At 66.6% G+C, this 24,941-nt stretch carries 21 protein-coding genes and 1 riboswitch; of the genes, 12 read left to right on the forward strand and 9 right to left on the reverse strand.

Annotated features, from left to right (window positions below; translation table 11 throughout):
* Positions 1 to 134: 134 nt before the first annotated feature.
* The 6 genes from D9V34_RS10470 to D9V34_RS10495 form a co-directional block, all read right to left on the reverse strand.
* Complete coding sequence (locus D9V34_RS10470) at positions 135 to 1,619, reverse strand: anthranilate synthase component I family protein (RefSeq protein ID WP_121688758.1); 1,485 nt, start codon at positions 1,617 to 1,619, stop codon at positions 135 to 137.
* Between the two features lie 9 nt (positions 1,620 to 1,628).
* Positions 1,629 to 2,879 carry an MFS transporter gene (locus tag D9V34_RS10475; RefSeq protein ID WP_183091948.1) on the reverse strand — a complete coding sequence of 417 codons (1,251 nt, stop codon included), beginning with the start codon at positions 2,877 to 2,879 and terminating at the stop codon, positions 1,629 to 1,631.
* Between the two features lie 88 nt (positions 2,880 to 2,967).
* Positions 2,968 to 4,671: a thiol reductant ABC exporter subunit CydC gene (gene cydC, locus D9V34_RS10480; protein WP_121688760.1), complete on the reverse strand. Its 1,704-nt coding sequence runs from the start codon at positions 4,669 to 4,671 to the stop codon at positions 2,968 to 2,970.
* Complete coding sequence (gene cydD / locus D9V34_RS10485) at positions 4,668 to 6,353, reverse strand: thiol reductant ABC exporter subunit CydD (protein ID WP_121688761.1); 1,686 nt, start codon at positions 6,351 to 6,353, stop codon at positions 4,668 to 4,670. Before cydD ends, cydC begins: the two co-directional genes overlap by 4 nt.
* A gap of 12 nt (positions 6,354 to 6,365) precedes the next feature.
* Positions 6,366 to 7,376 carry a cytochrome d ubiquinol oxidase subunit II gene (gene cydB, locus D9V34_RS10490; RefSeq protein WP_121688762.1) on the reverse strand — a complete coding sequence of 337 codons (1,011 nt, stop codon included), beginning with the start codon at positions 7,374 to 7,376 and terminating at the stop codon, positions 6,366 to 6,368.
* Positions 7,377 to 7,392: 16 nt separating this feature from the next.
* Positions 7,393 to 8,802: a cytochrome ubiquinol oxidase subunit I gene (locus D9V34_RS10495; RefSeq protein WP_121688763.1), complete on the reverse strand. Its 1,410-nt coding sequence runs from the start codon at positions 8,800 to 8,802 to the stop codon at positions 7,393 to 7,395.
* 252 nt (positions 8,803 to 9,054) lie between these two features.
* Between D9V34_RS10495 and D9V34_RS10500 the strand changes: the two genes are divergently transcribed.
* From D9V34_RS10500 to D9V34_RS10510, 3 genes are all read left to right on the forward strand, one after another.
* The gene (locus tag D9V34_RS10500; protein WP_121688764.1) at positions 9,055 to 9,720 is read left to right on the forward strand and encodes a DedA family protein; all 666 of its coding nucleotides are present in this window, start codon (positions 9,055 to 9,057) and stop codon (positions 9,718 to 9,720) included.
* 60 nt (positions 9,721 to 9,780) lie between these two features.
* A complete protein-coding gene (locus tag D9V34_RS10505; protein WP_121688975.1) occupies positions 9,781 to 10,812 on the forward strand; it encodes an App1 family protein phosphatidate phosphatase in 1,032 nt (343 codons plus the stop codon).
* Positions 10,813 to 10,875: 63 nt separating this feature from the next.
* Positions 10,876 to 11,919 carry an FUSC family protein gene (locus tag D9V34_RS10510; RefSeq protein WP_121688765.1) on the forward strand — a complete coding sequence of 348 codons (1,044 nt, stop codon included), beginning with the start codon at positions 10,876 to 10,878 and terminating at the stop codon, positions 11,917 to 11,919.
* Positions 11,920 to 11,947: 28 nt separating this feature from the next.
* Here the strand turns inward: D9V34_RS10510 and D9V34_RS10515 are convergent, their stop codons facing one another.
* Together D9V34_RS10515 and D9V34_RS10520 are read right to left on the reverse strand one after the other, a co-directional pair.
* Positions 11,948 to 12,646 (reverse strand): hypothetical protein, encoded by a 699-nt coding sequence (locus D9V34_RS10515; RefSeq protein WP_245991998.1) that lies wholly within the window; start codon positions 12,644 to 12,646, stop codon positions 11,948 to 11,950.
* Between the two features lie 655 nt (positions 12,647 to 13,301).
* Positions 13,302 to 13,691 (reverse strand): YchJ family protein, encoded by a 390-nt coding sequence (locus D9V34_RS10520; protein WP_121688767.1) that lies wholly within the window; start codon positions 13,689 to 13,691, stop codon positions 13,302 to 13,304.
* A 60-nt stretch (positions 13,692 to 13,751) separates the two neighbouring features.
* Between D9V34_RS10520 and D9V34_RS10525 the strand changes: the two genes are divergently transcribed.
* Both D9V34_RS10525 and pnuC read left to right on the forward strand, forming a co-directional pair.
* The gene (locus tag D9V34_RS10525) at positions 13,752 to 14,471 is read left to right on the forward strand and encodes an SOS response-associated peptidase (protein WP_121688768.1); all 720 of its coding nucleotides are present in this window, start codon (positions 13,752 to 13,754) and stop codon (positions 14,469 to 14,471) included.
* A gap of 86 nt (positions 14,472 to 14,557) precedes the next feature.
* Positions 14,558 to 14,686, forward strand: a riboswitch (FMN riboswitch).
* A 70-nt stretch (positions 14,687 to 14,756) separates the two neighbouring features.
* Positions 14,757 to 15,452, forward strand: a complete 696-nt coding sequence (pnuC, locus tag D9V34_RS10530) for a nicotinamide riboside transporter PnuC (RefSeq protein ID WP_121688769.1) — start codon at positions 14,757 to 14,759, stop codon at positions 15,450 to 15,452.
* 72 nt (positions 15,453 to 15,524) lie between these two features.
* Here the strand turns inward: pnuC and D9V34_RS10535 are convergent, their stop codons facing one another.
* Positions 15,525 to 15,854: a thioredoxin family protein gene (locus D9V34_RS10535; protein ID WP_121688770.1), complete on the reverse strand. Its 330-nt coding sequence runs from the start codon at positions 15,852 to 15,854 to the stop codon at positions 15,525 to 15,527.
* 133 nt (positions 15,855 to 15,987) lie between these two features.
* Between D9V34_RS10535 and D9V34_RS10540 the strand changes: the two genes are divergently transcribed.
* The 7 genes from D9V34_RS10540 (at position 15,988) to D9V34_RS10570 (ending at position 24,936) form a co-directional block, all read left to right on the forward strand.
* Entirely contained in the window at positions 15,988 to 16,971 is a 984-nt protein-coding gene (locus D9V34_RS10540; protein ID WP_121688771.1) for a diaminopimelate dehydrogenase, read from the forward strand.
* 226 nt (positions 16,972 to 17,197) lie between these two features.
* Positions 17,198 to 17,287, forward strand: a complete 90-nt coding sequence (gene kdpF / locus D9V34_RS10545) for a K(+)-transporting ATPase subunit F (protein ID WP_121647648.1) — start codon at positions 17,198 to 17,200, stop codon at positions 17,285 to 17,287.
* Positions 17,287 to 18,948 carry a potassium-transporting ATPase subunit KdpA gene (kdpA, locus tag D9V34_RS10550; RefSeq protein ID WP_121688772.1) on the forward strand — a complete coding sequence of 554 codons (1,662 nt, stop codon included), beginning with the start codon at positions 17,287 to 17,289 and terminating at the stop codon, positions 18,946 to 18,948. The genes kdpF and kdpA overlap by 1 nt, the downstream gene beginning before the upstream one ends.
* Entirely contained in the window at positions 18,948 to 21,080 is a 2,133-nt protein-coding gene (gene kdpB, locus D9V34_RS10555) for a potassium-transporting ATPase subunit KdpB (protein WP_121688773.1), read from the forward strand. The genes kdpA and kdpB overlap by 1 nt, the downstream gene beginning before the upstream one ends.
* A gap of 27 nt (positions 21,081 to 21,107) precedes the next feature.
* Positions 21,108 to 21,698: a potassium-transporting ATPase subunit KdpC gene (gene kdpC, locus D9V34_RS10560; RefSeq protein ID WP_121688774.1), complete on the forward strand. Its 591-nt coding sequence runs from the start codon at positions 21,108 to 21,110 to the stop codon at positions 21,696 to 21,698.
* Entirely contained in the window at positions 21,695 to 24,250 is a 2,556-nt protein-coding gene (locus tag D9V34_RS10565) for an ATP-binding protein (RefSeq protein ID WP_245991999.1), read from the forward strand. Before kdpC ends, D9V34_RS10565 begins: the two co-directional genes overlap by 4 nt.
* Complete coding sequence (locus D9V34_RS10570) at positions 24,247 to 24,936, forward strand: response regulator (protein WP_121688775.1); 690 nt, start codon at positions 24,247 to 24,249, stop codon at positions 24,934 to 24,936. The genes D9V34_RS10565 and D9V34_RS10570 overlap by 4 nt, the downstream gene beginning before the upstream one ends.
* Positions 24,937 to 24,941: the final 5 nt, after the last annotated feature.

The following is a 24,941-nucleotide window of genomic DNA, read 5'->3' on the forward strand; positions in this document are numbered from 1 at the left end:
GTGCGACGCTCGGTGGCCACTCACGGTGGAGGACAAACGGTTCTAGCAAAAGAACACGTATCCGTCTAGGTTACCGCGGATTGCGGGGTCCCGGGTGCCGAAGCGGATGCCCGCGGCGAACGACGCTCCTCCGGCTAGCGTTCGGCCTCTGCCACACCCAGCACCGCCAGCAAAACGCGCGCTTTCAAACGGGATTCGGCATACTCGCGGCCCGGGTCCGACAGAATCGTGATTCCTCCGCCGGCACCGATCCGCGCAGCGCCAGGCTCCACCAGGATGCTGCGGATAATCATCGACAGTTCCAGGGATCCGCGCGCGTCCCGATACCCGAACGCTCCCGCATAGGCACCGCGAGGCCCCGCCTCCATCGCCGCCAAATGGGTCATCGCGCGGTGCTTCGGGGCGCCCGTCATCGAGCCCGCGGGGAACGCGGTGCGCAACAGGTCTCCGATACGTACGTCCGGGCGCATGGTGGCCTGGACCGTGGAAACCAGCTGATGCACCTGGGAGTATGTCTCGACCACGTGCAGTTCCGAGACGGTGACCGAGCCGAGCTCGGCGATTCGGCCCAGATCGTTGCGCATCAGGTCCACGATCATCAGGTTTTCGGCGCGCTCCTTCTCGTCCGCACGCACCTCGGCGGCGAGTTCGGCGTCTCGGATCGGATCCGGGTCGCGCCGCCGCGTTCCCTTGACCGGACGCGTGGTAACCCTGCGCGCGGTGTCCACGGAGAGGAAGGTCTCGGGGCTGGAGGACACCAGCGCTGTGCCCTCAAACCGCAGGTACCCCCCGCGGTCGGTGGGGCTCAGTGTGCGCAGGTGCTGATAGAGAGCCAGCGGATCGAAAGCTCCCGGCACCGTGACCTCGTTGGTCAGACACAGCTGGTAGGCCTCGCCGGCGGCGATCAGGGTGCGGCAGTGTTCAACCAGCGCACGGTACTCGGCCTCGGAGTGACGCCAGGTCGGAACGGGCGGCTCGCCCGCGGCTGGAGCGGTTATGTGCGCGGCGTGATCGGCAGCGCCGGGCACGCGGGCAGCGCCCACACCGGTACCAGCACCAGCACCAGCACCAGCACCAGCACCAGCACCAGCACCAGCACCAGCACCAGGGTTCTCCCACCGCGAATCCGTCGGCAAGTCCACACGCTGAATCAGTGTGACCGTGCGGGCACCGTGGTCGAAGGCGAGCATCCGGTCCACCAGCATCCAGCCGGCATCCGGCAGTGCCTCGGTACGAGAGACGGCGGCGGGCGCTCCCACCAGATCGGCACCATACTCGTAGCCGAGAAACCCGATCCAGCCGCCGCCGAAGCCGGGCACGTCCGCGGCGGCCACCTGAAAGTCTTCCAACATCGACTCCAGCACCGCATGCAGATCGGGCAGCTCCGTCGTCGGGGCACACACGCGGGGGTCCCGTCCAGGTTCGCGTAGGCTCACCGTGCCGGTCCCCCGGTGGGCGGTGGCCACGGTGCTGGCGATTCCCAGATAGGAGGGGCCTGAATCTGCTCCGACCCCGGCATCCAGCCAGAAGCAGAAGTCGGCCTCACCGATCAGGCTTTGCGCAACCGATGTGGGTTCGATCCACTCCGGCAACTCGCGGGCGCTAAAACTCAGGTTCACCCTCAGAGTTTATCGAGACTCATCCGCGTCGGTGGACGCCGCGGCCCGGTACCCGCGCAACCCGGTGCGGTTCGCCCCCAGCGCCGCGGCCGCCACGATCGCGCAGATACCCCCGGCCGCGATCCCGATCCCCGCACCCCACCAGTTCCCGAACAGGCCCGCCCGGGTTGCACCGAGCTGCGGTCCCCCCATTCCCACCATGTGTTCGAGCGCTCCGACCCGGCCGCGCAGGCTGTCCGGGGTTTCCTCCTGCACGATAATCTGAGCCAGCGAGATGCTCACCGCATCCAGAATCCCGCCCAGGCCCAGCAGAATCAGAGTGATCCACCAGTATCCGGACAGCGCCACCCCCACCATCAGCCCGCCAAACAGCGCGGTGGTAATCAGCAGCGCCGGTCCACGCCAGCGGAGGCGACCGAGCGCGCCGGATCCGAGGCCCAGGAGGGCTGCTCCGATGGCCGGTGCCGCGCTGAGTAGACCAAAAATCAGAGGATCTGCGCCGAACCGTTCGGCGTTCAGGGCGGGGAGTAGCGCGATCGGAAGCGCAAGCATGGTGAGGCTCAGATCCGCCAGAAACACCCCGCGCAGCACCCGATGGCGGGCCACAAACACCGCACCCTCGGCAATCCCGCCAAATCCGGTTGAACCAGGAGCCGAGGATCCGGGAATCGCCGGGAGACGCACTGCGGCGATCAGCACGGCCACGCTCCCCACCAGCTGAAGTCCAAAGCATGCCCAGGCCATCCCGACCGACAGCAGCAGCCCACCAAGTGCGGGGCCCAGAATCATCCCGAGATTGCCGGACAACAGAGTGAGGATGATGGCAGCGGGAAGCAGCGTCGGCGGCACAATGGTGCGCAGCAGGGTGCGCCGGGCCGGCACGGCCAGTGCGCCGATCGCCGCCTGAAGTGCAACCAGAAGATACGCGGCACCCAACCAGACGTTCGGGATGAGGGCCTGCGCCATAAATCCGAGTGCGACCAGTGTCTGGGCCGCTGCGGTCATCCGGGTGAGCCGGCGTCGATCCGAGCGATCGGCCAGCAGGCCCCCGAGTGGAGCCAGTACGATCGTGGGGATCGCCACACACAGCCCGATCAACCCGACCGCAAGCGAGGATCCGGTGCGCTCAAAAACCATCAGGGTGATCGCAACAACTGCCGCCTGGGTTCCGAGCCCCTGAATCGTGTTCCCCTTCCACACTCGGGCAAACGCCGGTGCGTCGCGGAGCGGGCGCAGGTCCACCAACAGATTTTTTCCCATGTCTCCCCCGCGCATCATCGACGCACAACACTACACGCCGCGTGCCCGGAGTCCGGTGCACGCGGCGTGAGCGCGATTCGAGAGCCGGCTAGCCCGCGGAGACGAGGGTGCCTGCCTCGATGCGCAGGTGCCGGTCAAAGAGGTCACCGGCGACGTCGGCGTGGGAGATCAGGATGACCGTGCGGCCGTGGGCGCGGGCGACGCCCACCAGGTCGGCGATCAGGGCGGTCGCCAGGTCTCCCTCGACGCTCGCCGTGGGCTCGTCCAGGACGATCACCGGGAACTCGTGCAGCAGTGCCCGGGCCAGGGCCAGCCGCTGCGCCTGGCCACCGGACACCAGCGCACCACGCTCACCGACGCGGGCGGACAGGCCGCCGCGCTCGCGCACCCAGTCACCGAGGCCCACCTGGTCGAGGATCAGTTCCAGGTCCTCGTCGGTGGCGGTTTCGTGGGCAAACAGCAGGTTTTGGCGGATGTCCTCGTCAAAGAGGTACGGCACCTGCTCACACAGACCGATTTCCGTGCGCACGGTATCGGGATGCAGCGAGGAGAGTTCGGTGCCCTGCAACCGGATCGAACCGGTGTAGTCGATGAAGCGCACCAGCGCGTGAGCCAGGGTCGTTTTGCCGGCGCCGCTCGGGCCCTCGATCAGCAGGCTCTCGCCCGCCACGATGTTGAGCGAGTCGATGCGCAGCGCGGGTTCGGGGGCACCGGGGTGACGGATCGCGACGTTCGAAAACGCCAGCAGATCGGCACCGGCCACCGGCACCAGCTCGGTCGCGCCCACCTCGGCGGGCACGTCGGACGCACGTTCGGCGTCGGTCGCACCGGCGATCCGCTCGGCACTTGAGCGCACCTGACGCCAGGCACCGAGAGCCAGCGGCACGTTGGCCACAACCTCAAACACCGCGAGCGGAACCAGGGCCAACACGGCCAGCCCGGGGCCAGACAGGCCACCCTCGTGCAGCACCGGAATTGCGCTGATCATCGCGATCGCAATCGCCACCCCGGTGAACAGGGCCAGGGCCGCCGCGGCGATGCCGGTGCCGCTGGCACGCTTCACCAGCGAGGTGGTGAGGGCCTTGTCCGCCGCGTCCACCCGAGCACGGGCCGCGGGCTCGGCCCCGTAGGCCACCAGCACGTCGAGCGCACCGAGGTAGTCCACCAGGGAATCCAGCAGGTTGGCCCGCTGCGGCGCGAGCGAGCGCTCGGCTCGGGCGGCCACCACAGAAATGGCCCAGGCGCTCAGCGCAAACGTCAGGATCAGTGCGAGCGCGAGACCCAGGGCCGCGCCCGGAGAGAGCAGCGCCACGCCGACAACCGCGATGATCGACACACCCAGCGCGGTCAGCAGCGGCTGGATCACGCGCAGGCCGAGGTTCTGCATCTCGTCCACATCCGACACCAGCGTGGACAGCAGGCTGCCGCGGCGTGAGCGGGCAAGGCCAGCCGGGGCGATCGGCAGCAGGCGCTCCAGCAGCCCCAACCGCACGGTTTCCAGCTGACGGAAGGCCGCCTCGTGGCTGAATAGACGATCCAGGTAGCGGAAGAAGGCTCGGGCCAGCGCGAAGGCGCGCACCCCCACGATGGCCAGGTTGAGGTACATGATCGGCGGCATCTCGGCCGCGCGGGTGATCAGGTAGGCGCTACACGCCATCAGGGCCACGGTGGCCAGGGCCGATCCGATGGCCGACAAGAGTCCGCCGGTGGCGTACTTGCCGCGCGGTCGCGCGGCCTTCAGCACATCCCGGGTGGTTACCACCGAGGGGGCCGGGGTCACTGTTGCGCTCATGCGTCCACCTCGATCGGCTCGGCTGCGGGTACGGGGATCGGGACCAGATCAATTCGAGTGTCGGAACCCTCCAGGAAGGCCCCGCGGTGGCTGAGCACCAGCACGGCGGCACCCTCCGCGGCCAGGGTGCGCAGGTTGCTCACCAGGCGCGCCTCGGTGGCGTGATCCAGCGCCGAACTCGGTTCATCCAGGATCAGCACCGCGCAGTCACGTCGACGCATCCGGTACAGCGCTCGGGCGATGCCCACGCGCTGCGCCTGCCCGCCGGAGAGACCGGCACCGGACACACCCAGTTCACGTGCGGCATCCAGGTCTTCGGCAACCGCGGTTTCCAGCGCCCAGGCCAGGACGGCGGGGTCGGGGTCCGGGTCGCCCAGGGTGACGTTCTCGGCAATGGTTCCGGCGGTCAGGCCGGGACGCTGCGGAGCCCAGGCGAGCCAGTCGCGCTCCCCCGCGGGGACTCCGCGCAGGGAGAGGCCGTCGCGGGTGATCTCGCCGCTAAAGTCGGTGAAGCCCAGCAGCGCACCGACCAGGCTGGACTTGCCCACACCGCTCGGACCCGAGAGGACCGTGAGCTTCCCGGGCAGTACCTCGGCGCTGATCGGCTCATGTGACAGCGGCGCATCGGCCTCGTGCTGGGCGCGAACCGCGGCGAATACCAGGCCGGTGCCCGCAGTCCGGCCCTGGGTAACCGAAGCGGCGGAGCCGGTGGTGGTTTCGGGCAGCGCGGCCGCCTCATCAAGAATCGCAAACGCATCCTCGGCGGCGGTCACGCCCTCGGCTGCCGCGTGGAAGTTGGTGCCCACGTTGCGCAGCGGGAGGAACACCTCGGGGGCCAGCAGCAGCACAAACAGTCCCACCGAGAGCAGCATGCCGCCCTCAACCAGGCGCAGGCCGATGCCCACCGCCACGATCGCGACGGCGAGGCTCGAGGCCAGCTCCAACACAAAGCCGGAGAGGAAGGTCACCCGCAGCACCTTCATCGTCGCCTGGCGATACTCGGTGGTGATGGTGCGCATCCGGTCGGCCTGGCGGTGCTGGCGACCAAAAATCTTCAGGGTTGCGAGGCCGCCGAGCAGGTCGACGAAGCCGCGCGAGAGTTTACCCAGGGTGTCCCACTGGGTGCGCTGGATGGACTGGGTTGCCCATCCCACCAGCGCCATGAAAAACGGAATCAGCGGCAGGGTGACCACCACAACGATGCCCGACACCCAGTCCTGCCACCAGATCACCACAACGAGGATCGGGGTGACCAGGGCGGTCAGGATCAGCTGGGGCAGGTACTTGGCGAAGTAGTCATCCAGCGCATCCATGCCGCGGCCGGAGAGGGTCGCGACCGAGATCGATCCGCGCCGGGCCAGCCAGCTCGGACCGAGCTTTCGGGTGGCATCAAGGATCTTGCCGCGCAGCTCGGCCTTGACCCGGCCGGCCGCGCGCATCGAGAGCGTTTCGCTCGCCCACACGGTGAGCGCGCGAACCGCAGCGACCCCCACCAGCGCGCCGAGCCACGGGCCCAGGACGGAGAGCGAATCTCCATCCAGGGCCCCGGTCACAATCCGGGTGAGAACGGCGGCAAAGCCGATCACACACGCGGTGGTGACCAATCCAATCAGGGTCTGAGCCGCGAGGTAGACGCGGATTGAACGGGCATAGCGCAGCAGGCGGGGGTCAAGCGGACGCATCGTGAATGGACCCTAGTGGGCCGCAGCCTCGATCGTCGCGTGGGTGATCCGCTTCCGGAAGACCCAGTAGGTCCAGCCCTGGTAGAGCAGGATCAGGGGCAGTGCGATCACGGCCACCCAGCTCATGAACTCCAGCGTGTAGGTCGAGGACGAGGCGTTCTCGATGGTCAGGCTGTTGGTAGCCGGGTCGATCGTGGAGGGCATCACGTTCGGGAACAGGGTCACGAACAGGGTCAGCACGGCGGCGGCGACGGTCACGGCGACGGCCGCGAAGCTCAGCCCCTCCTTGCGGAGGTAGTTGAGCGCAACCGCGCCGATCAGAGCCACGGCGGCAATCGCCGAGCAGATGATCGTGGCGAGCTTGAACTCGGACATGATGATCGTCCACACCAGGAAGCTGGCCGCAACCACGATGGTGATGATCCCCACCTTGACCGCAAGCTTCTGAGCCCGAGCGTGCAGCTCGCCATCGGTCTTCAGCAGGATGAAGTACAGACCGCTGAGGAAGAACAGCAGCAGCGTGGTGACACCACCCAGCAGCGCATACGGGTTCAGCAGGTTCCAGAACCCACCCACGTAGTCGAAGTGCTCGTTCAGCGGAACGCCGCGGACGACGTTGGCGAAGGCGACACCCCAGAGCAGTGCGGGGATAACCGACCCGATGAAGATCATCGTGTCGAAGGAGCGCTTCCAGCTCTCGTGCTTGCGCTGGTGGCGGTACTCGAAGGAGACACCGCGCAGAATCAGCGCAATCAGGATGAGGAACAGGGGCAGATAGAACCCGGCGAACAGGGTTGCGTACCACTCGGGGAACGCGGCGAACAAACACGCACCGGCCACGATGACCCAGGTCTCGTTGAGGTCCCAGACCGGACCGATGGTGTTAATCAGGACGCGACGCTCGGAGTCGTTTTTACCGAGGAAGGGCAGCGAGATGCCCACACCGAAGTCGAAGCCGTCGAGGATGAAGTAGCCGATGAACAGGGCACCGACGATCCAGAACCAAAGCTGTGCAAGATCCATGATGGTTTCCCTTTACCTAGTAGACCGTCGCGGTGGGCACCGGAGTGTCCGAACCGTCGTCTGCGGTTTCCACCGGCGCGGGGCCGGCAATGGCTGCCTTACGGATCAGGCCGAATTCGACCACGGCGAGTGCGCCGTAGACGATCGTAAATCCGATCAGGGAGAGGAGCACCTGGAACCCGGTGAGCTCGGGCGATACGGCGTCCTTGGTCTTCAGCAGACCAAACACGATCCACGGCTGTCGACCCATCTCGGTGAAGACCCAACCGATCGACATGGCCAGCAGGGAGGCCGGGAAGGACCAGATGGCGACGCGCCAGACCCAGCGCTTGGGACTGCGGCCCTTGCGGGTCACAAACAGGCCCACGGCGGCGACGATCATGTGGAACATGCCCAGACCGATCATCCAGCGGAACGCCCAGTAGGTGATCCAGATGGTCGGCGAGTAGGTGTCGGGACCGTACTGAGCGGAGTACTGAGCCTGCAGCTCGCGGATACCCTCAACCGTTCCATCGAACGAGTGGGTGGAGAGCAGGGACAGCAGGTAGGGCACGCGGATCGAGAACAGCTCGTGCTGTCCGTCCGGGGTACCAAACGTGAAGATCGAGAAGGAGGCGTTTGCTCCCGTGGCGGTGTTGTACAACGCCTCGGCGGCAGCCATCTTCATCGGCTGAGTCTGAACCATGGCCAGGGACAGCTGGTCACCAAAGAACATGGTGCCGGCACCGGCGATGAGCATCATCCACAGACCGAACTTCAGCGCCGGACGCATGGTGTCCAGGTGCTGGTTGCGCGACAGGTGGTAGGCGGCGACGGCAACGATCAGACCGGCACTCACCATGAAACACGCGGCGATGGTGTGCGGGAATGCGGCCAGGGCCACCTTATTGGTGAGCAGCTCACCGATGCTGGTGAGCTCGGCCCGACCCTTTTCGGCGTTCATCTGGTAGCCCACCGGGTTCTGCATGAACGCGTTGGCGGCGATGATGAAGTACGCGGACAGCGCCGTCGCGAAGGCCACACACCAGATCGAGGCCAGGTGGAGCTTGGGCGAGAGTTTATTCCACCCGAAGATCCAGACACCGATGAAGGTGGCCTCAAAGAAGAATGCAAGCAGACCCTCGAGGGCCAGCGGGGCACCAAACACGTCACCGACGAAGCGGGAGTAGTTGGACCAGTTCATACCGAACTGGAATTCCTGCACGATACCGGTGACCACACCCATGGCGAAGTTGATCATGAAGATCTTGCCGAAGAACTGGGTGAGCTGCAGGTAGTGCACCTTACCGGTCCGCACCCATGCGGTCTGGAAGATCGCCACCGTGGTGGCCAACCCGATCGTCAAGGGGACAAACAGGAAGTGATACACCGTGGTGAGACCGAACTGCCACCGGGACAGTATCAGCGGATCGAGAATTTCGTTCATGTCACAAACGCTCCTGGTTTACGCAAGACAACTACGTGGACTAAGCGACCGTCAGCTCCGTGCAGGGAGGTAATTCCTGTGGTGAGACCTGTCTTGTTGACCTCAGATTAGCATGATTTAACCCTGTGGTCTGACCACACATTTCGCATACTAACCGACACGGTGTCGCAATCCCCGAAATGGGTGCCAAGACTCCCCCTATACGGGTCACGAATGCACAAATGTGCGACCCTGCTGTCGTAGATTAGACACGTGAACGATTTCCTCGGCGGCATCCTCGACCTTGTCCAGAGCGTTGATCCCGTGCTGCGCACGCTGCTCGCTGGGATCGGCATGATGCTGGAGACCAGCGTCCTGATCGGCCTGATCGTTCCCGGAGACACCATCGTGATCATCGCCTCGACCGCGGTGTCCGGACCGGTGGAATTCATCTCAATGGTCCTGGCGATCATCGTCGGCGCACTGCTGGGCGAGTCCATCGGCTTCTGGTTGGGCCGCACCTTTGGTCCGGCTATCCGCCGCTCGTGGGTGGGCCGCAAGATCGGTGAGAAGAACTGGCAGCGCGCCGAACTCTACCTCGATCGCCGCGGCGGTATCGCGGTGTTTCTCTCACGGTTTCTCCCGGTCCTTCACTCGCTCATCCCACTGACCGTGGGCATGAGCCGTATGACCTATCGTCGCTTCCTTGCCTGGACGATTCCCGCATGTGTGATCTGGGCGGGGGCGTACGTCGGTGTGGCCTCGGCCGCCGCGGGTGGATATCGGCAGATGGCCGATCAGCTCCACGGTGCCGGATACATCTTTGTGGGTGTGATTGCCGCGTTCCTCGCGGTTGTTTGGGGTGTCAAAAAGCTCATCGGACGCCGCGAAGCGAAGCATTTGGATCTTCCCGAGGACCAGGCCGACCCCAAAGCATGACAGAATTGACTCGTGCCCACGCCTGACCACGACGACACCGCACGTCACTCCCCCTCCGCGATGGTCTCGGCAACCATTCATCGCGCCGCCCGAATTGACGATGCCATTCTCGCCTGGCGAGAACGCCGCGGCCGCAAGCGCGGCTGGCGGGGAACCGTGGTCCCCTACACCGGGTATGGCTCGACCACCTGGGTACGCGTGCTGTGCCGGGTGCTCCTGAGCGGAAGCACCACCCACCCGCAAACCCGTGAGCAGGATTCGTCCCGTCGCATTCGCGGCTGGCGCTCCTTTATTACCGTGCCGGTGGTGGATGCCGAGGTGATCGTCACCGTCGCCGGAGTTGAGCACCGCCTGAGCGCCGACCGCGGCGGTCTGATCGATGCGGTCATTCCCGCCGAGCTTGAGCCCGGATGGCAGCAGATCACGCTGACCACCGAGGGACACGAACCGGTATCCGCCGACGTATTTATCGTGGACCCCGAGGCTCGCTTCGGGGTGATCTGCGACGTGGACGACACGGTCATGGTCACCGCCCTCCCGCGCCCACTGGTCGCCGCCTGGAACACCTTTGTGCTGGATGAGCACGCCCGCGTCCCGGTCCCCGGAATGGCCGTGTTCCTGGACCGGATGGTGCGAGCCCGCCCCGGCTCCCCCATCATCTACCTCTCCACGGGCGCCTGGAACGTGGCCCCGACCCTCAACCGCTTCATGTCCCGAAACCTATATCCGGCGGGCGCGCTGTTGCTCACCGACTGGGGTCCCACCGTGGACCGCTGGTTCCGCAGCGGCCGCGACCACAAGGTGCAGAACCTCGACCGACTCGCCAGCGAGTTCCCCAACATTCGCTGGCTCCTGGTTGGCGACGACGGTCAGCACGACGAGGACCTCTACCGCGACTTCTCCCAGGCCCACCCGGGCCAGGTGCGGGCCATCGCAATTCGGCGCATGTCCACCGGCGAGGCAGTGCTGGCCGGCGGCCGCAGCCGTCACGACGACGTGGAGGACAGTGAGAGCGACGGCGTGCTGCGCCTCTCGGCACCCGACGGTGCCGGGCTGCTGGCGCTGCTCAAAAACGCTCATCTGCCCGACTAGCGCCGACGCACGTTATCCGACGCGCCCAGCACCCCTGATGCATCCATCCGATATTCTGGGGGCATGCGCCTGACCTCTCTGATCCGCACCAGTTCGCGGATTCCCCTGCTTCAGGCGCTCAAGACGTCCATCGCCACCGTGCTCGCCTGGTTTGCCGCTTCCGCGGTCCTGCCCTCGCAGATGCCCGTGTTCGCGGCGGTCGGCGCACTACTCGTGGTCCAACCGAGCCTGCATCAGTCAGCCGGTAAGGCAATCGAGCGCAGCATTGGCGTGATCGGTGGTGTGCTGATCGCCACCGGCGTCAACCTGGTGTTCGGCTTACAAAGCTGGGCGATCCTGCTCGCCATCGTGATCTCGATCATGGTGGCCTGGGTGTTCCGCCTGTCCCCCGGATCCTCGAATCAGATCCCGATTTCGGCAATGCTGGTCCTCGCGATCGGCGGTGCCACCCCCGACTACGCCTGGCATCGAATCCTGGAGACCCTGATCGGTGTGGCCATCGGTTTTGTGGTGAACGCGGCGATCGTGCCGCCGGTGATCCTCGCCCCCGCCCAGCGCGAGGCCGCGCAGCTGGCCCAGTCGGTTGCGGCACAGCTGGATGATCTGGCCGCGGCGCTCCCCTCGAAGCAGAGCCGCGCGGAACTGGACTCGCTGATGATCTCGGCCCGCCTCCTGCGTCCGATGCGCGATAAAGCCCTGGCGGCGATCCGGGTGGGCGAGGAATCGCTCACGATGAATCCCCGCCGAAGCAACCATCGGGATCGCCTCAACGAAACCAAGGCTCTGATCCAAACCCTGAGCGCGCTAACCAACCGGGTTGTGGGGATGAGCCGTGCCTTCCACGACCACTACGATGACGGGCTGCGCGATGAACCCACCGTCCGGGCGATCGCCCAGGAACTCTCCCGCGCCGCCCACGACCTGCGACTCCTGGCGGACGCCCGCATCCTCGACCGTAAGGATCCCGAACTCTCGGTTCCGATCGAGGAACCCATGCTGACCGCGCCGATCACCATCCACAAGCCCAACCCACTGCACTGGATCCTGATCGGCTCCCTGATGGAGGATCTCCGCCGCATCCGCGAGGAGATCACCGGGGACGCCTAGCCCTGGAGCTTAAGCCCGCTGCAATCGGCTAGAGATCATCGAACTTCACGATTATCTCGTCGGAGTGGTCGAACCAGGTCCACGGGGGCCGCGCGTCAAGAAGCTCGCTCACCTGCCGGTGGCCCGGCGAAATTGGGATGTCCCACTCCAGCCCCTCTGGCCCCGGTCCCGCACCGTTCCAGTAGCTGCGCTTTGTAAACTGGGCGGCGATGTCTTCCCACCTGCGAGGTCGATAGAGGCCTGAATCATCCAACGCCGAGATTCCACGTGTGATCGCCTCGCGAACCGCCGCCCCCATGAGGAGCTCGTCGATATAGGGCCCCGGCGAGTAGAACGGAACGGTCCCGCGCTTCAGCTCGTTCACGATTCCCCGACAGGCTCTCGCTACGGCGTCCGCAAACGCCCTATTTTCTGCGATACGAAACATCACGCGCACATCAAAGTAGGCAAATGGGGGAACCTGAAATAGCGGGCGCTGCCCCGGGGCCAACAACCATCGAGCGATATCCTGGTTGGCCCAAGCTTCGAGAATTGCCACCAGCACCTGCGCCTGCTTCGGTGTCAGAAAGCCGCCACCCAGCCACTTCCATTCCAGCGTGTCCTGATCCCTCTGCCGGACCTCCGGTGTGCGCTCCGCCAAACCCAGCACCCGCGCGCAGGCCACACCCGTGCTCTCTTTGACCCTCTCCGGATCCACTTCCCAGCGCGCCCACGTGGACACACTCACGGACGCGCGCCTAGCCGCTCCGGCCTGTGACAGCCCGAGGTCCCTACGCCTGCGCAACCTCTCGTTCATCTGAGCGAGGCTAATCAGAACTCGCCCCAGGATCAACTCCCCGGTTCCACCACGGACACCGCGGACACTCCGAACGCTTCGAACGCTTCGAACGCTTCGAACGCTTCGAACGCCGACGATGCACTGAAATCGGGGACGTCGCAGACAAATCGGGAGGGGACCAGATGAATCGGGGTACCAGATGAATCGGAGGCGCTTTTCCCGTTTGCCTCGTTTAGTCCACCCTCCCCACCCCTTTCCCTTTTAGCGAGAGGGTCGTTTTGACCCGTAATTGACACGTCAAAACCGGCACTCGCCACAGAAGCATGTGCGAGGAGAAACAGGGCGGGATTTTGACACGTAATTGACGTGTCAAAATGCCTCCTCGCCACAGGGGCATGTGTGTGGGAGAAACGGCGAGGTTCTCCGCTCACCGCACCGGACCGCACCGGACCAGACCGCACCGGACCGCGTCACAATCGGGATCAACTAAGGAGCGGGCCAAGCACCAAACGGCTACCAAAGCGCGACAAGCGACTAGCGACTAGCGACTAGCGACAAGCGACTAGCGACTAGCGACTAGCGACTAGCGACTAGCGACTAGCGACTAGCCGATGGTAGGGTCGGCGTCGCGGTAGTACCAGCGGCCGTTTTCGCGGGTGAAGTGGCTGCGCTCGTGCTGGGTGCCCTTGCCGTCCGGGGAGCGGTAGTAGGCGGTGAATTCGACCGTGCCGACGCGGTCCAGGGGGCCGCCGGCGCTGGTGCCCTCGATGTCGAGGCGGTACCAGCGCAGGTCGGGGTCGAGCTCCAGGGCACCGGGACGGGTGTGCGGGTGCCAGGTGTGCAGCAGGTAGTCCACATCGCCCACCGCAAACGCCGAGAACCGCGAGCGCATGAGCGCCTCGGCCGTGGCTGCCGGGGTGCCGGCATGGGCGCGACCGCAGCACTCACCGTAGGTGAGGCCGCTCAGGCATGGGCAGCGCAGTGTGGGATCCATGGCTCAATTCTCCCACGATGTCCCCACCAGCGGATAACATCTCAGGAAAGGAGGCTGCGCATGTGTGGACGCTTTGCCATGGATGGCGAGATCAACAGCATGATCGTCGAGTTTATCGAGGAGACCGGGCGCGCTCCGGCCGAGTGGCGGCCGTCGTGGCAGCCCTCCTGGAACATCGCCCCGACCCAGCAGATCCCGATCCTGCTCGAGGCCACGCGGCCCGAGCTCAATCGTGAGCTGCGGTTCGAGAGTGCGTCCTGGTCGCTCGTCCCCCGCTGGTCCGAGACGCTGCGCCCGAAGTTCCCCACGTTCAACGCGCGGATCGAAACAGCCGCCGAAAAGCCCACGTTTCGGGCAGCGGTCAGGCATCAGCGCGCGGTCGTGTTTGCCACCGGCTACTTTGAGTGGCACACCGAGGACGGGGTCAAGGCGCCCTATTTCATCCGTCCCGCGACCCATGAGATCACCGCGTTTGCCGGGCTCTACTCCTGGTGGCCGGACCCCACACTCCCGTATAATGATCCGGCGCGCTGGCACCTCACCGCGACCATCCTGACCCAGCCCACCGCCCCCAACCTGGCCGAGATTCACGACCGCAATCCGGTGTTCCTCCCACAGGAGCTGTGGCTCCCCTGGATCGACAGCTCGGTGACCGGAGACGCGGCCCTGCTGGACACGGTGGCCGAGGCCGGAGCCGCCTGGGCGCGGGACTTCCGTGCGGATCGAGTGGGTCCGGTACGCGGAAACGGCCCCGAACTCATCGACCCGGTGGCCGCCTAGGAACGTCGCACCGACGTCAAGAATCGTCATCCTCGCGGTCCGCACGAGCGCGCGGAACAAAATCCGCGGGGCCCGCGTTAGACTGATCGAGTGCTCCGGGGTCGGTGTAATTCCGAACCGGCGGTGATAGTCCGCGAACCGCACGGGAAACCGTGTGGCCGAATCGGTGAAATTCCGATACCGACAGTTAGAGTCTGGATGAGAGAAGCACGCTTTGGTGATTGTTGACGTTTAACATCCCTTGGTATTTCCCCCGCAGTTTCGCACGCGGAAGGAGAAAAACCATTGAACGTCATTACCTGGCTCTTTGACGCCCAGCTTCACATCGGATCTCAAACGATCCTCTGGCGCGAAATCATCGGCAACGTTTTCGGACTGATCTGCGCGATCGGCGGCATGCGACGCAAGGCATGGGCCTGGCCGGTCGGCATCATCGGCAACCTGCTCCTGCTCACGGTGTTCCTGGGGGCGGTGTTCCACACCCCGAACCCCACGAACCTGCTGGGTCAGGCCGGACGGCAGATCATGTTCCTGATCGTCGCCGTCTACGGGTGGATCCGCTGGCACCAGTCCCGCGGGGGCCAGGCCGTCGCGATCTCGCCGCGCTGGGCCAGCGGCAAGCAGCGCATCTTCCTGGTGGTTGCCCTGGTGGGTGGTACCGCGATCCTCACGCCGGTGTTTCGCGCACTGGGATCCTTCGAACCGGTCTGGGCCGACGCCTGGATCTTCATGGGTTCGCTGCTGGCCACCTACGGGATGGCCCGCGGGTGGGTCGAGTTCTGGCTGATCTGGGTGGCCGTGGACGCCGTGGGTGTGCCGCTGCTGGTGAGCGCCGGGTATTACGCCTCGGCGTTTATGTACCTGTTCTACGGGGCCTTCACGCTGATCGGGTTCTTTGTGTGGTGGCGGATCAACCGGGTCGAGTCGGCCGCCCGCGCGCTGCTGGACACCGATTCGGCCATGCCGGTGCTGCGTGGCTAAACCCGCACGCGCATCATCCCGCGCTCATGTGGCGGCACGAGTCCGTGTAGGAGCGCGGAGCGGGCCTGCGCGCTAGCAGGCGCCGGAGTTTCGCACCTCGATCAGGGCGTCGTCGATATCGGCGGCGGTCAGCACGTCGGCACGCGAGTAGACCAGGTGTCCCCCGCGGTAGATCAGCGTGGTCGGGATCGAACGCACACCCAGCTTCTGGGCCAGTTCGGGCTCGGCCACGGTGTCCACCGAGCCATAAAACACGTCCGGGTGCGCGGCCGAGGAGGCCCGGAACACGTCGGCGAAGGCCAGGCAGGGGCCGCACCAGGCGGCCCAGAGGTCAAGAATCACCAGGCGGTTGGATTCAAGAACGGATTCGAAGGACTCGGTGGTCACCGGCGTTACGGACATGGTTCCATGCTAAACCCGCCGCCACACCCCGGTGCACGAGCGTGCACCCCGCCGCCGGGCCACGCGGGCGCTGCGCTAGGGTGGGGGTTCGTTTATCCGGGAGCGCATTGGCGCGGTAAGGGAGCAGCACAGCATGTCACAGCAGATTCGGGTTGGCATCGTGGGATACGGAAATCTCGGTCGCGGAGTGGAGGCCTCGCTCGCCCTCAACCCGGATCTGGAACTCGTGGGTGTCTTCACCCGGCGCGATCCCGAGACTCTGATCCCCGCCCGCCCCGAGACCCGGGTGTTCGGGATCGACGCCCTGGACGGGCTCGAGGACCGGATCGACGTGCTGATCCTCTGTGGCGGTTCCAAGGACGACCTGCCGATCCACGGACCCGAACTCGCCGCCCGCTTCAACACCGTGGACAGCTTTGACACCCACGCCCGCGTGCCCGAGTACTTTGCGGCGATGGACGCCGCAACCTCCGGCGAGCGCGTGGCGATCATCTCGGTGGGCTGGGATCCCGGCCTGTTCTCGATTAACCGGCTGTACGGCGAGGCCATCCTCCCCGACGGCGATACGCACACGTTCTGGGGCCGGGGCCTCAGCCAAGGGCACTCGGACGCGATCCGTCGCATTCCCGGCGTCGCCGCGGGCGTGCAGTACACGATTCCCTCGGAGGAGGCGATTTCAAAGGTCCGCTCCGGCGAGCGCCCGACCCTCTCCACCCGGGACAAGCACACCCGTGAGTGCGTGATCGTCCTGGAAGACGGGGGCAACGAGGAAGCCATTCGCCAGGCGATCGTGACCATGCCGCACTACTTCGACGAGTATGACACCACGGTCACCGTCATCGACGCCGAGGAGTTCAACCGGGAGCACCGGGCGATGCCGCACGGCGGGTTTGTCATCCGCAGTGGGCAGTCCTCCCCGGAAACCTCCCAGGTGATCGAATACCGGCTCGCCCTGGACTCCAATCCCGAGTTCACCGCGAGCGTGCTGGTGGCCTATGCCCGCGCCGCCGCAAGACTGCGCGCCCGGGGACAGTTTGGTGCCCACTCGGTGCTGGATATCGCCCCGGCGCTGCTCTCCCCGGACTCCCCCGAGACGCTGCGAGCACGCCTGCTCTAGCACGGTGTTAAGAGCGCGTTAAGAAAGCGCAGTGCGGTGTCAGGACGGCGTTAAGACGATCCCTACACGAACCGCTTCCGCGGTTACCTAGAGAGGCACCCCGCCCGAACCGTTCGGGACCGGGGGTTCCGTCTCGGGAGATTTTCGTGTTAGACATCCTCTTTATCGGCATCACCATCGCGTTCTGCGCGCTGTGTGCGTGGGCCGCTCGTGGAATCGAGAAGCTATGAGCCTCGACTCCATCACCGGACTCGTTCTGATTGTCCTGGCCCTCGGCTACCTGACCGTGGCCCTGCTGCACCCGGAGCGCTTCTGATGGCCGCGCTGGTCCCGGGGATCCTGCAGATCCTCCTCGTTTTCGCCGCACTCGCGCTCTGCTACCGCCCCCTGGGCGACTACATGGCGCGGGTGTTCACCACGACGAGCCACTGGCGGGTAGAGCGTGCGATCTATCGCCTCGGAGGCATCAACCCCGACGCCGAACAGGGCTGGCGCTCCTACCTGCGCTCGCTGCTGTGGTTCTCGCTGGTTTCCATCCTGCTGCTCTACCTGATTGTGCGCACCCAGTCGGTGCTGCCCTTCGCCGGTGGACACACCGGGCTAACCCCCGACCAGGCGTGGAACACCGCCGTGTCCTTTGTGACCAACACCAACTGGCAGTCCTACTCCGGTGAGGCCGCGCTCGGTGTGACCGCCCAGGCCGTGGGTCTGGCCGTCCAGAACTTCCTCTCCGCCGCGGTGGGTATCGCGGTCGCCGTCGCGCTGTTCCGCGGCCTGGCCCGCACCGAAACCACCCAGCTGGGTAACTTCTGGGTGGACCTGGTGCGCGGCAGCGTGCGCATTCTGCTTCCGCTGTCCACGGTCTTCGCGATTGTGCTGCTGGCCGGTGGCGTGGTCCAGAACCTCGCCGACCCGGTCACCGTACACACCCTCGGCGGCGCGGTTCAGCACATCCCCGGCGGAACGGTGGCCTCCCAGGAGGCGATCAAGAACCTCGGAACCAACGGTGGCGGGTACTTCAATGCCAACGCCGCCCACCCCTTCGAGAACCCCAGCGCCTGGACCAACCTGCTGCAGGTGTTCCTGATGCTGCTGATCCCGGTGGCCCTGACCCGCACCTTCGGGGTGATGATCGGCAGCAAGAAGCACGGCTTGGCGATCCTCTCGGCCATGGGTATCCTCTACATCGCCTCCCTGGCCGGTGTGATCGCCTCCGAGCTGGTCAATGCCAGCGGAGCCCTGCACGCCGCGGGTTCGGCGCTCGAGGGCAAGGAGCTGCGCTTCGGCGTGATCGGCTCGGACTTCTTCGCGGTCAGCACCACGATGACCTCCACCGGTGCCACCGATGCCGCACACTCAAGCTTCACCCCTCTGGGTGGCGGACTGCTGGTGCTCAACATGGTGCTCGGCGAGATCTCCCCCGGTGGTGTCGGATCGGGCATGTACGGCATGCTGATGATCGCGATCCTCTCGGTGTTCATCGCCGGGCTGATGGTCGGACGCACCCCCGAATACCTGGGCAAGAAGATCGGCCCCAGCCAGATGAAGCTCGCCTCGCTGGCGATCCTGGTGATGCCCGCGACCGTGCTGATTGGCACCGCAGTTGCCTTCTCGCTGCCCAGTGTGCGCGCCTCGCTCAGCACCAGCGGGCCGCACGGCCTGACCGAGCTGCTGTACGCGTTTGTCTCGGCGGCCAATAATAACGGTTCCGCCTTTGCTGGGCTGAGTGCCAACACCCCGGTGCTCAACGTGATGCTGGGACTGGTGATGCTCGCCGGCAGATTCCTGCCGATCATCCTGGTCCTCGCCCTCGCCAGCACCTTCGCCGAGCAGCGCCACGTGCCGGATACCGCCGGTACCCTGCCGACCCACCGTCCGCTCTTCATCGGCGTGATGGCCGGTGTGGCCCTCCTGGTGTCCGCGCTGACCTTCCTGCCGGCCCTGGCGCTCGGCCCGATCGCCGAGGCGCTCGGCTAATGACTACCCCCACCACAGAAACAACCTCGGATCCTCTAGGGAGCACCGTGTCCACGTCCACCACTACCTCAGCAAAGCCGTCCGCGGCGGCCACCGCCCGCACCTCCGGCGGTGCCTTCAGCCCCCGCCAGATGGTGTCCTCTCTCCCCGCGGCCCTGCGCAAGCTCGATCCGCGCATCATGATCAAGACCCCGGTCATGTTCCTGGTCGAGGTGGGTGCCGCCTTCACCACCGTGATGGCGATCATCAGCCCGAGCCTGTTTGCCTGGGGCATCGCCATCTGGCTGTGGCTCACCGTGGTCTTCGCCAACCTGGCCGAGGCCGTGGCCGAGGGACGCGGCCGGGCCCAGGCCGACTCGCTGCGTGCCGCTCGCACCACCACCACCGCGGCACGGCTGGACGCAAACGGTCACATCGAGATCGTCCCGGCGACCGCGCTGCGCCGCGATGACCGGGTGCGCGTTCGGGCCGGAGAGGTCATCCCCGGTGACGGCGACGTGATCGAGGGTGCCGCAACCGTGGACGAGTCCGCGGTGACCGGCGAATCCGCCCCGGTGATCCGCGAGTCCGGTGGCGACCGCTGTGCCGTGACCGGCGGCACCCGGGTACTCTCGGACACCATCATCGTGCAGATCACCAGCGAACCCGGCGAAACCTTCCTCGACCGGATGATCGCCCTGGTGGAGGGTGCCACCCGACAGAAGACCCCCAATGAGATCGCGCTGAACATCCTGCTGGCCGTGCTGACCATCATCTTCCTGCTGGTGATCCTCAACCTCCAGCCGCTGGCCATCTTCTCCGGGGCTCGGCAGTCGCTCATCGTCCTGACCGCCCTGCTGGTCTGCCTGATCCCCACCACAATCGGCGCGCTGCTCTCGGCCATCGGTATCGCCGGCATGGACCGCCTGGTTCAGCGTGGCGTGCTGGCCCGCTCGGGCCGTGCGGTCGAGGCCGCCGGGGACGTCAGTACCCTGCTGCTGGATAAGACCGGCACGATCACCGAGGGTGACCGCAAGGCCACCGGCCTGCTGCCCGTGACCGGCGTGAGCGCCGATGATCTGGCCCGCGCCGCCCGCCTCTCCTCCCTCGCCGACGAAACCCCCGAGGGCCGCTCGGTCGTGACCTTTGCCGAGGAGCAGTTCCCCGCCCAGAGCGCGATCGCCGCCCCGGCCGACGCCGAGTTTGTGCCCTTCCAGGCCAAGACCCGGATGAGCGCGATCGTGTTGCCCACCGGCGAGAAGATCGTCAAGGGTGCCACCAACGAGGTCCTGGCCTGGGTCGAGGCCCATGAGGGCACCGTGCCCGCCGATGCCCGTACCATCGCCGATGAGGTCTCCGCCGGAGGTGGCACCGCCCTGGTGGTGGCCACCCACGCCCCCGAGATGCCCGCCCGGGTGCTCGGCGTGATCCGCCTGTCGGATATCGTCAAGGCCGGCATGCCCGAGCGCTTTGCCCGGCTGCGGGCGATGGGGATCCGCACGGTCATGATCACCGGTGACAACCGGCTGACCGCGCAGGCCATCGCCGCCGAGGCCGGGGTTGATGACTTCCTGGCCGAGGCGACCCCCGAAGATAAGCTCGCCCTGATCCGCCGCGAACAGGAGGGCGGCCACCTGGTCGCCATGACCGGGGATGGCACCAACGACGCCCCGGCGCTCGCCCAGGCCGACGTGGGGGTGGCCATGAACACCGGCACGTCCGCCGCCAAGGAGGCGGGCAACATGGTGGATCTCGATTCGGACCCCACCAAGCTGATCGAGATCGTCGAGATCGGCAAGCAGCTGCTCATTACCCGCGGCGCGCTCACCACCTTCTCGATCGCCAACGACGTAGCCAAGTACTTCGCGGTCATCCCGGCCATGTTTGTGGCAGCGTTCCCGGGCCTTGCGGCGCTCAACATCATGGGCCTGCACTCCCCCGAGTCGGCGATCCTCTCGGCGGTGATCTTCAACGCCCTGGTCATCATCGTGCTCATCCCGCTGGCCCTGCGCGGCGTGCGCTACCGCCCCCAGGCGGCGGCCAAGCTACTCGGCCACAACCTGCTCGTGTTTGGTGTGGGCGGGCTGATCATCCCCTTCCTCGGGATCAAGGTCATCGACCTCATCCTGACCCTCATCCCCGGCCTCAACTAAAAACGATCCGATCTAAGGTTCACGAACATGTCTGCATCCTCCTCACTGCGCTCCTTCGGGACCGCGCTGCGCACCCTCCTGGTGCTCACGGTCCTGCTGGGTATCCTCTACCCGGCGGCCATCCTGCTGGTGGGCCGGGCCATGCCCGCGGCCGCCGACGGCTCGCTGGTCTCCGACCACGGCAAGGTCGTGGGATCCTCGCTGATCGGCCAGGACTTCACCGGCGACACCTGGTTCCACCCGCGCCCCTCGGCGGGCAAGTACGATGCGCTGAACTCCGGCGCCTCAAACCTCGCTCCCACCTCGAAGGACCTGGCCAAGCAGATCGATGATCTGCGTGCCCAGGTGGCCAAAACCGAGAACGTGTCCCCGGCCAAGGTTCCCGCCGATGCGCTGACCGCCAGCGCGTCGGGCCTCGACCCGGACATCTCCCCGGAGTACGCTCGGCTACAGAGCGCACGCGTGGCCGCCGCCCGTCACCTCTCCGAGGAGACCGTGGCCAGACTCGTGCGCGAACACACCGAGGAACCGCTGCTGGGGTTCATCGGCGTCCCGACCGTCAACGTGCTGGAGCTGAACCTGGCTCTTGAGCACGCCGCAGGAAGCGAGGCTCAGTGAGCGAACGGGTTGCCCGTGGCACCCTCAAGGTCTACCTCGGTTTCGCGCCGGGCGTGGGAAAAACCTTCACCATGTTGAAGGATGCCCACGACCGGCACGCGGCCGGGGTCGACGTGGTGGTGGGGCTGATCGAGGACCACGGTCGGGAGCGCACCCGCGAGCTGCGGGCGGGCATCCCGGCGATTCCGCTGCGCGAGGTGTCCTACCGCGGCGGCAGCTTCCGTGAGCTCGACGTGGACGCGATCCTGGCGCGCAAACCCACGCTGGCCATCGTGGACGAGCTGGCCCACAGTGTGGTGCACACCGAGGGCACCACCGACGGTCCCGAGAAGCGCTGGGAGGAGGTGCAGACCCTGCTGGATGCGGGGATCAACGTCTACACGACCCTGAACATTCAGCACCTGGAATCCCTCAACGACGTGGTCACCGCGATCACCGGGATCACCCAGCGTGAGACCATTCCCGACCGGGTGCTGCGCGCCGCCGATGAGATCGAGCTGGTGGACCTCACCCCGGATGAGCTGCGCGCCCGGCTCGGCGCCGGACACGTGTATCCGGCCAACCGGGTGGATGCGGCCCTCGCCAACTACTTCCGGATCGGCAACCTCACCGCCCTGCGTGAACTCGCGCTGCTGTGGCTCGCCGATCAAGTGGATGAGCTGCTGGAGAAGTACCGCACCCAGAAGAGCATCAACACCACCTGGCCCGCCCGCGAGCGCATCGTGGTCGCGGTGACCGGCGGCCCGGAAACCGAGACGCTGCTGCGCCGCGGGGTCCGCATCGTGGGACGGATCGCCGGACGCGAGCTGCTCGCCGTGCACGTGATCCAGGACGACGGTCTGCGCGCCTCCGACGCCACCGCGCTGGCCCGCGCCCGCACGCTGGTCGAGGAACTCGGCGGCACCTGGCACACCGTGGTCGGTGAGGACCCGGCCAAGGCGCTGCTCGACTTTGCCCGCTCGGTCAACGCCTCCCAGCTGGTGCTCGGCGTCAGCCGCTCGGGCTGGCTGCGCCGCCTGCGCGGACCGGGCATCGGTTCGCGCGTGATCGCCGCTGCTGGCAATATCGACGTACACATGGTCACCCATCAGGCCGCACACGGCAAGCGCGAACCGCGCGCCCGTCGCGGGGCTGCGCTGACCCGCTCGCGCCGAATCGCCGGGTGGATCGCCGCCCTGGTCGGCCCGGTTGTGGTGACCGCGCTCTTCCTCAGCTTCGGCCCCGGGGCGACCTCGCTGAGCTTGACCCTGCTGGGCTACATCACCCTGGTGGTGTTTGTGGCGCTACTCGGCGGGTTCTGGCCGGCGATCATCGCCGCGCTGGTGGGCACCGCGCTGGTCAACTGGTTCTTCACCCCGCCCGTGCACACCCTGACCATCTACCAGAGCGAGAACGTGGTCGCGCTGGTCCTGTTCCTGCTGGTGGCCGCCGGGGTGGCGCGCGTGGTGGACCTCGCCGCCCGGCGCACCACCGAGGCCGCCGCGGCCCAGGCTCAGGCCGCGCTGCTCTCCGAGCTGGCCGGGGGCGTGCTGCGCGAGGGAGCCTCGGTGCAGTCGCTGCTCGACAGCCTGCGCGAAACCTTCAGCCAGGATGCGGTCACCCTGGCCTCGCACACTCCCGAACCCGCCGGTGCCGATGTGTGGCAGGCCGTGGCGACCTCGGGACCCGCGTGCCAGGGTCCGGGTTCGGCAACCAGCACAATCCGGATCGACAAGACCCACGCGCTGCTGCTGGTGGGCGCGCCGGTTTCGGCCTCCGACCAGCGCGTCCTGGAAGCCTATGCGGGCCGCCTGCTCGGCGTCCTCGCCCAGGACGAGCTGGACCGTGCCCGCGTGCAGGCCCAGGAGCTCGCCGCCGGCAACTCGATCCGCACCGCCCTGCTGGCCGCGGTCTCCCACGACCTGCGCACCCCGCTGGCCGGAATCAAGGCCGCGGTGTCGAGCCTCCGGTTGCCGGATGTGGAGTTCAGCGCCGAGGATGAGGCCGCCCTGCTGCTCACCATCGAGGACTCCACCGACCGGCTCAATACCCTGGTCACCAACCTGCTGGATATGAGCCGGATTCAGGCCGGGGAGATCCGGCTCGAACAGGCCCCACTGGAGGCCGCCGACGTGGTGGCCGGTGCGCTGGCCGCGCTGCCCGGACATCCGGAGATCTCACTGTCGATTCCCGAGGATCTGCGCCTGCTCGGCGACTACGGGCTGCTGGTGCGCATCCTCGCCAACCTGCTGGATAACGCCCTCAACCACGGCGCGGGTGCCCAGGTCGGGGTGTCCGGCGGCCGGGTCGAGGATCGGGTGGAGCTGCGCGTGATCGATCACGGACCGGGCATCCCCCGCACCGAACAGGACACGGTGTTCCGACCCTTCCAGCGCCTGGGTGATGCCCCGGCGGGAACCGGGATCGGGCTGGGACTCGCCGTGGCGCGGGGCCTGACCGAGGGAATCGGTGGCACCCTGGAGATAGAGGAAACCCCCGGTGGGGGCGCCACGATGGTGCTCGCCCTCCCCGCCGCGGATCCCACCCATCCATCCGAGAGGAGCCCACGTTGAGCACGGTACTCGTGGTGGAAGACGACGCCAACATCGCCCGCGCCCTGCTGGTGAACCTGCGGGCGCGCGGCTACCGGGCGCTGCACGCCCCCGACGGAACGCGCGCCCTGGACCTCGCCGCCCACGAACATCCCGACGTGATTCTGCTGGATCTCGGCCTGCCGGATGTGAGCGGACTCACGGTGATTCGCGGGATCCGTGGATGGTCACGGGTGCCGATCCTGATCGTGTCCGCGCGGCAGGAATCCGCGAGCAAGATCGAGGCGCTGGATGCCGGGGCCGACGACTACGTGACCAAACCGTTTGCGATGGACGAGCTGCTTGCCCGGCTCCGGGCGGCCCTGCGCCGCGGCACGCCCGAACAGGCCGAGGCCAGCGTGACCACGGCCGATGGGCGACTCGAAATCGACCTCGCTACCAAGCGGGTGCGCGTCGAGGGGACCCCGATCAGCCTGACCCCCACCGAGTGGCTGCTGGTTGAGCAGTTCGCCCGCAATCCCGAACGCCTACTCAGCCAGACCGAACTGCTGCACGCGGTCTGGGGCCCCGAATACGGGCGGGAAACCAACTATCTGCGGGTGTACCTGTCCCAGATCCGCCAGAAGCTTGAGGTTGACGGATCCCGGCCACGCTACTTCGTCACCGAGCTGGGGATGGGGTATCGCTTTACCCCCTCGGGCGGCTAGGTCAC

Origin of the sequence: Mycetocola lacteus, from assembly GCF_003667575.1 — a bacterium.
In the GTDB taxonomy this organism is placed as follows: domain Bacteria; phylum Actinomycetota; class Actinomycetes; order Actinomycetales; family Microbacteriaceae; genus Mycetocola; species Mycetocola lacteus.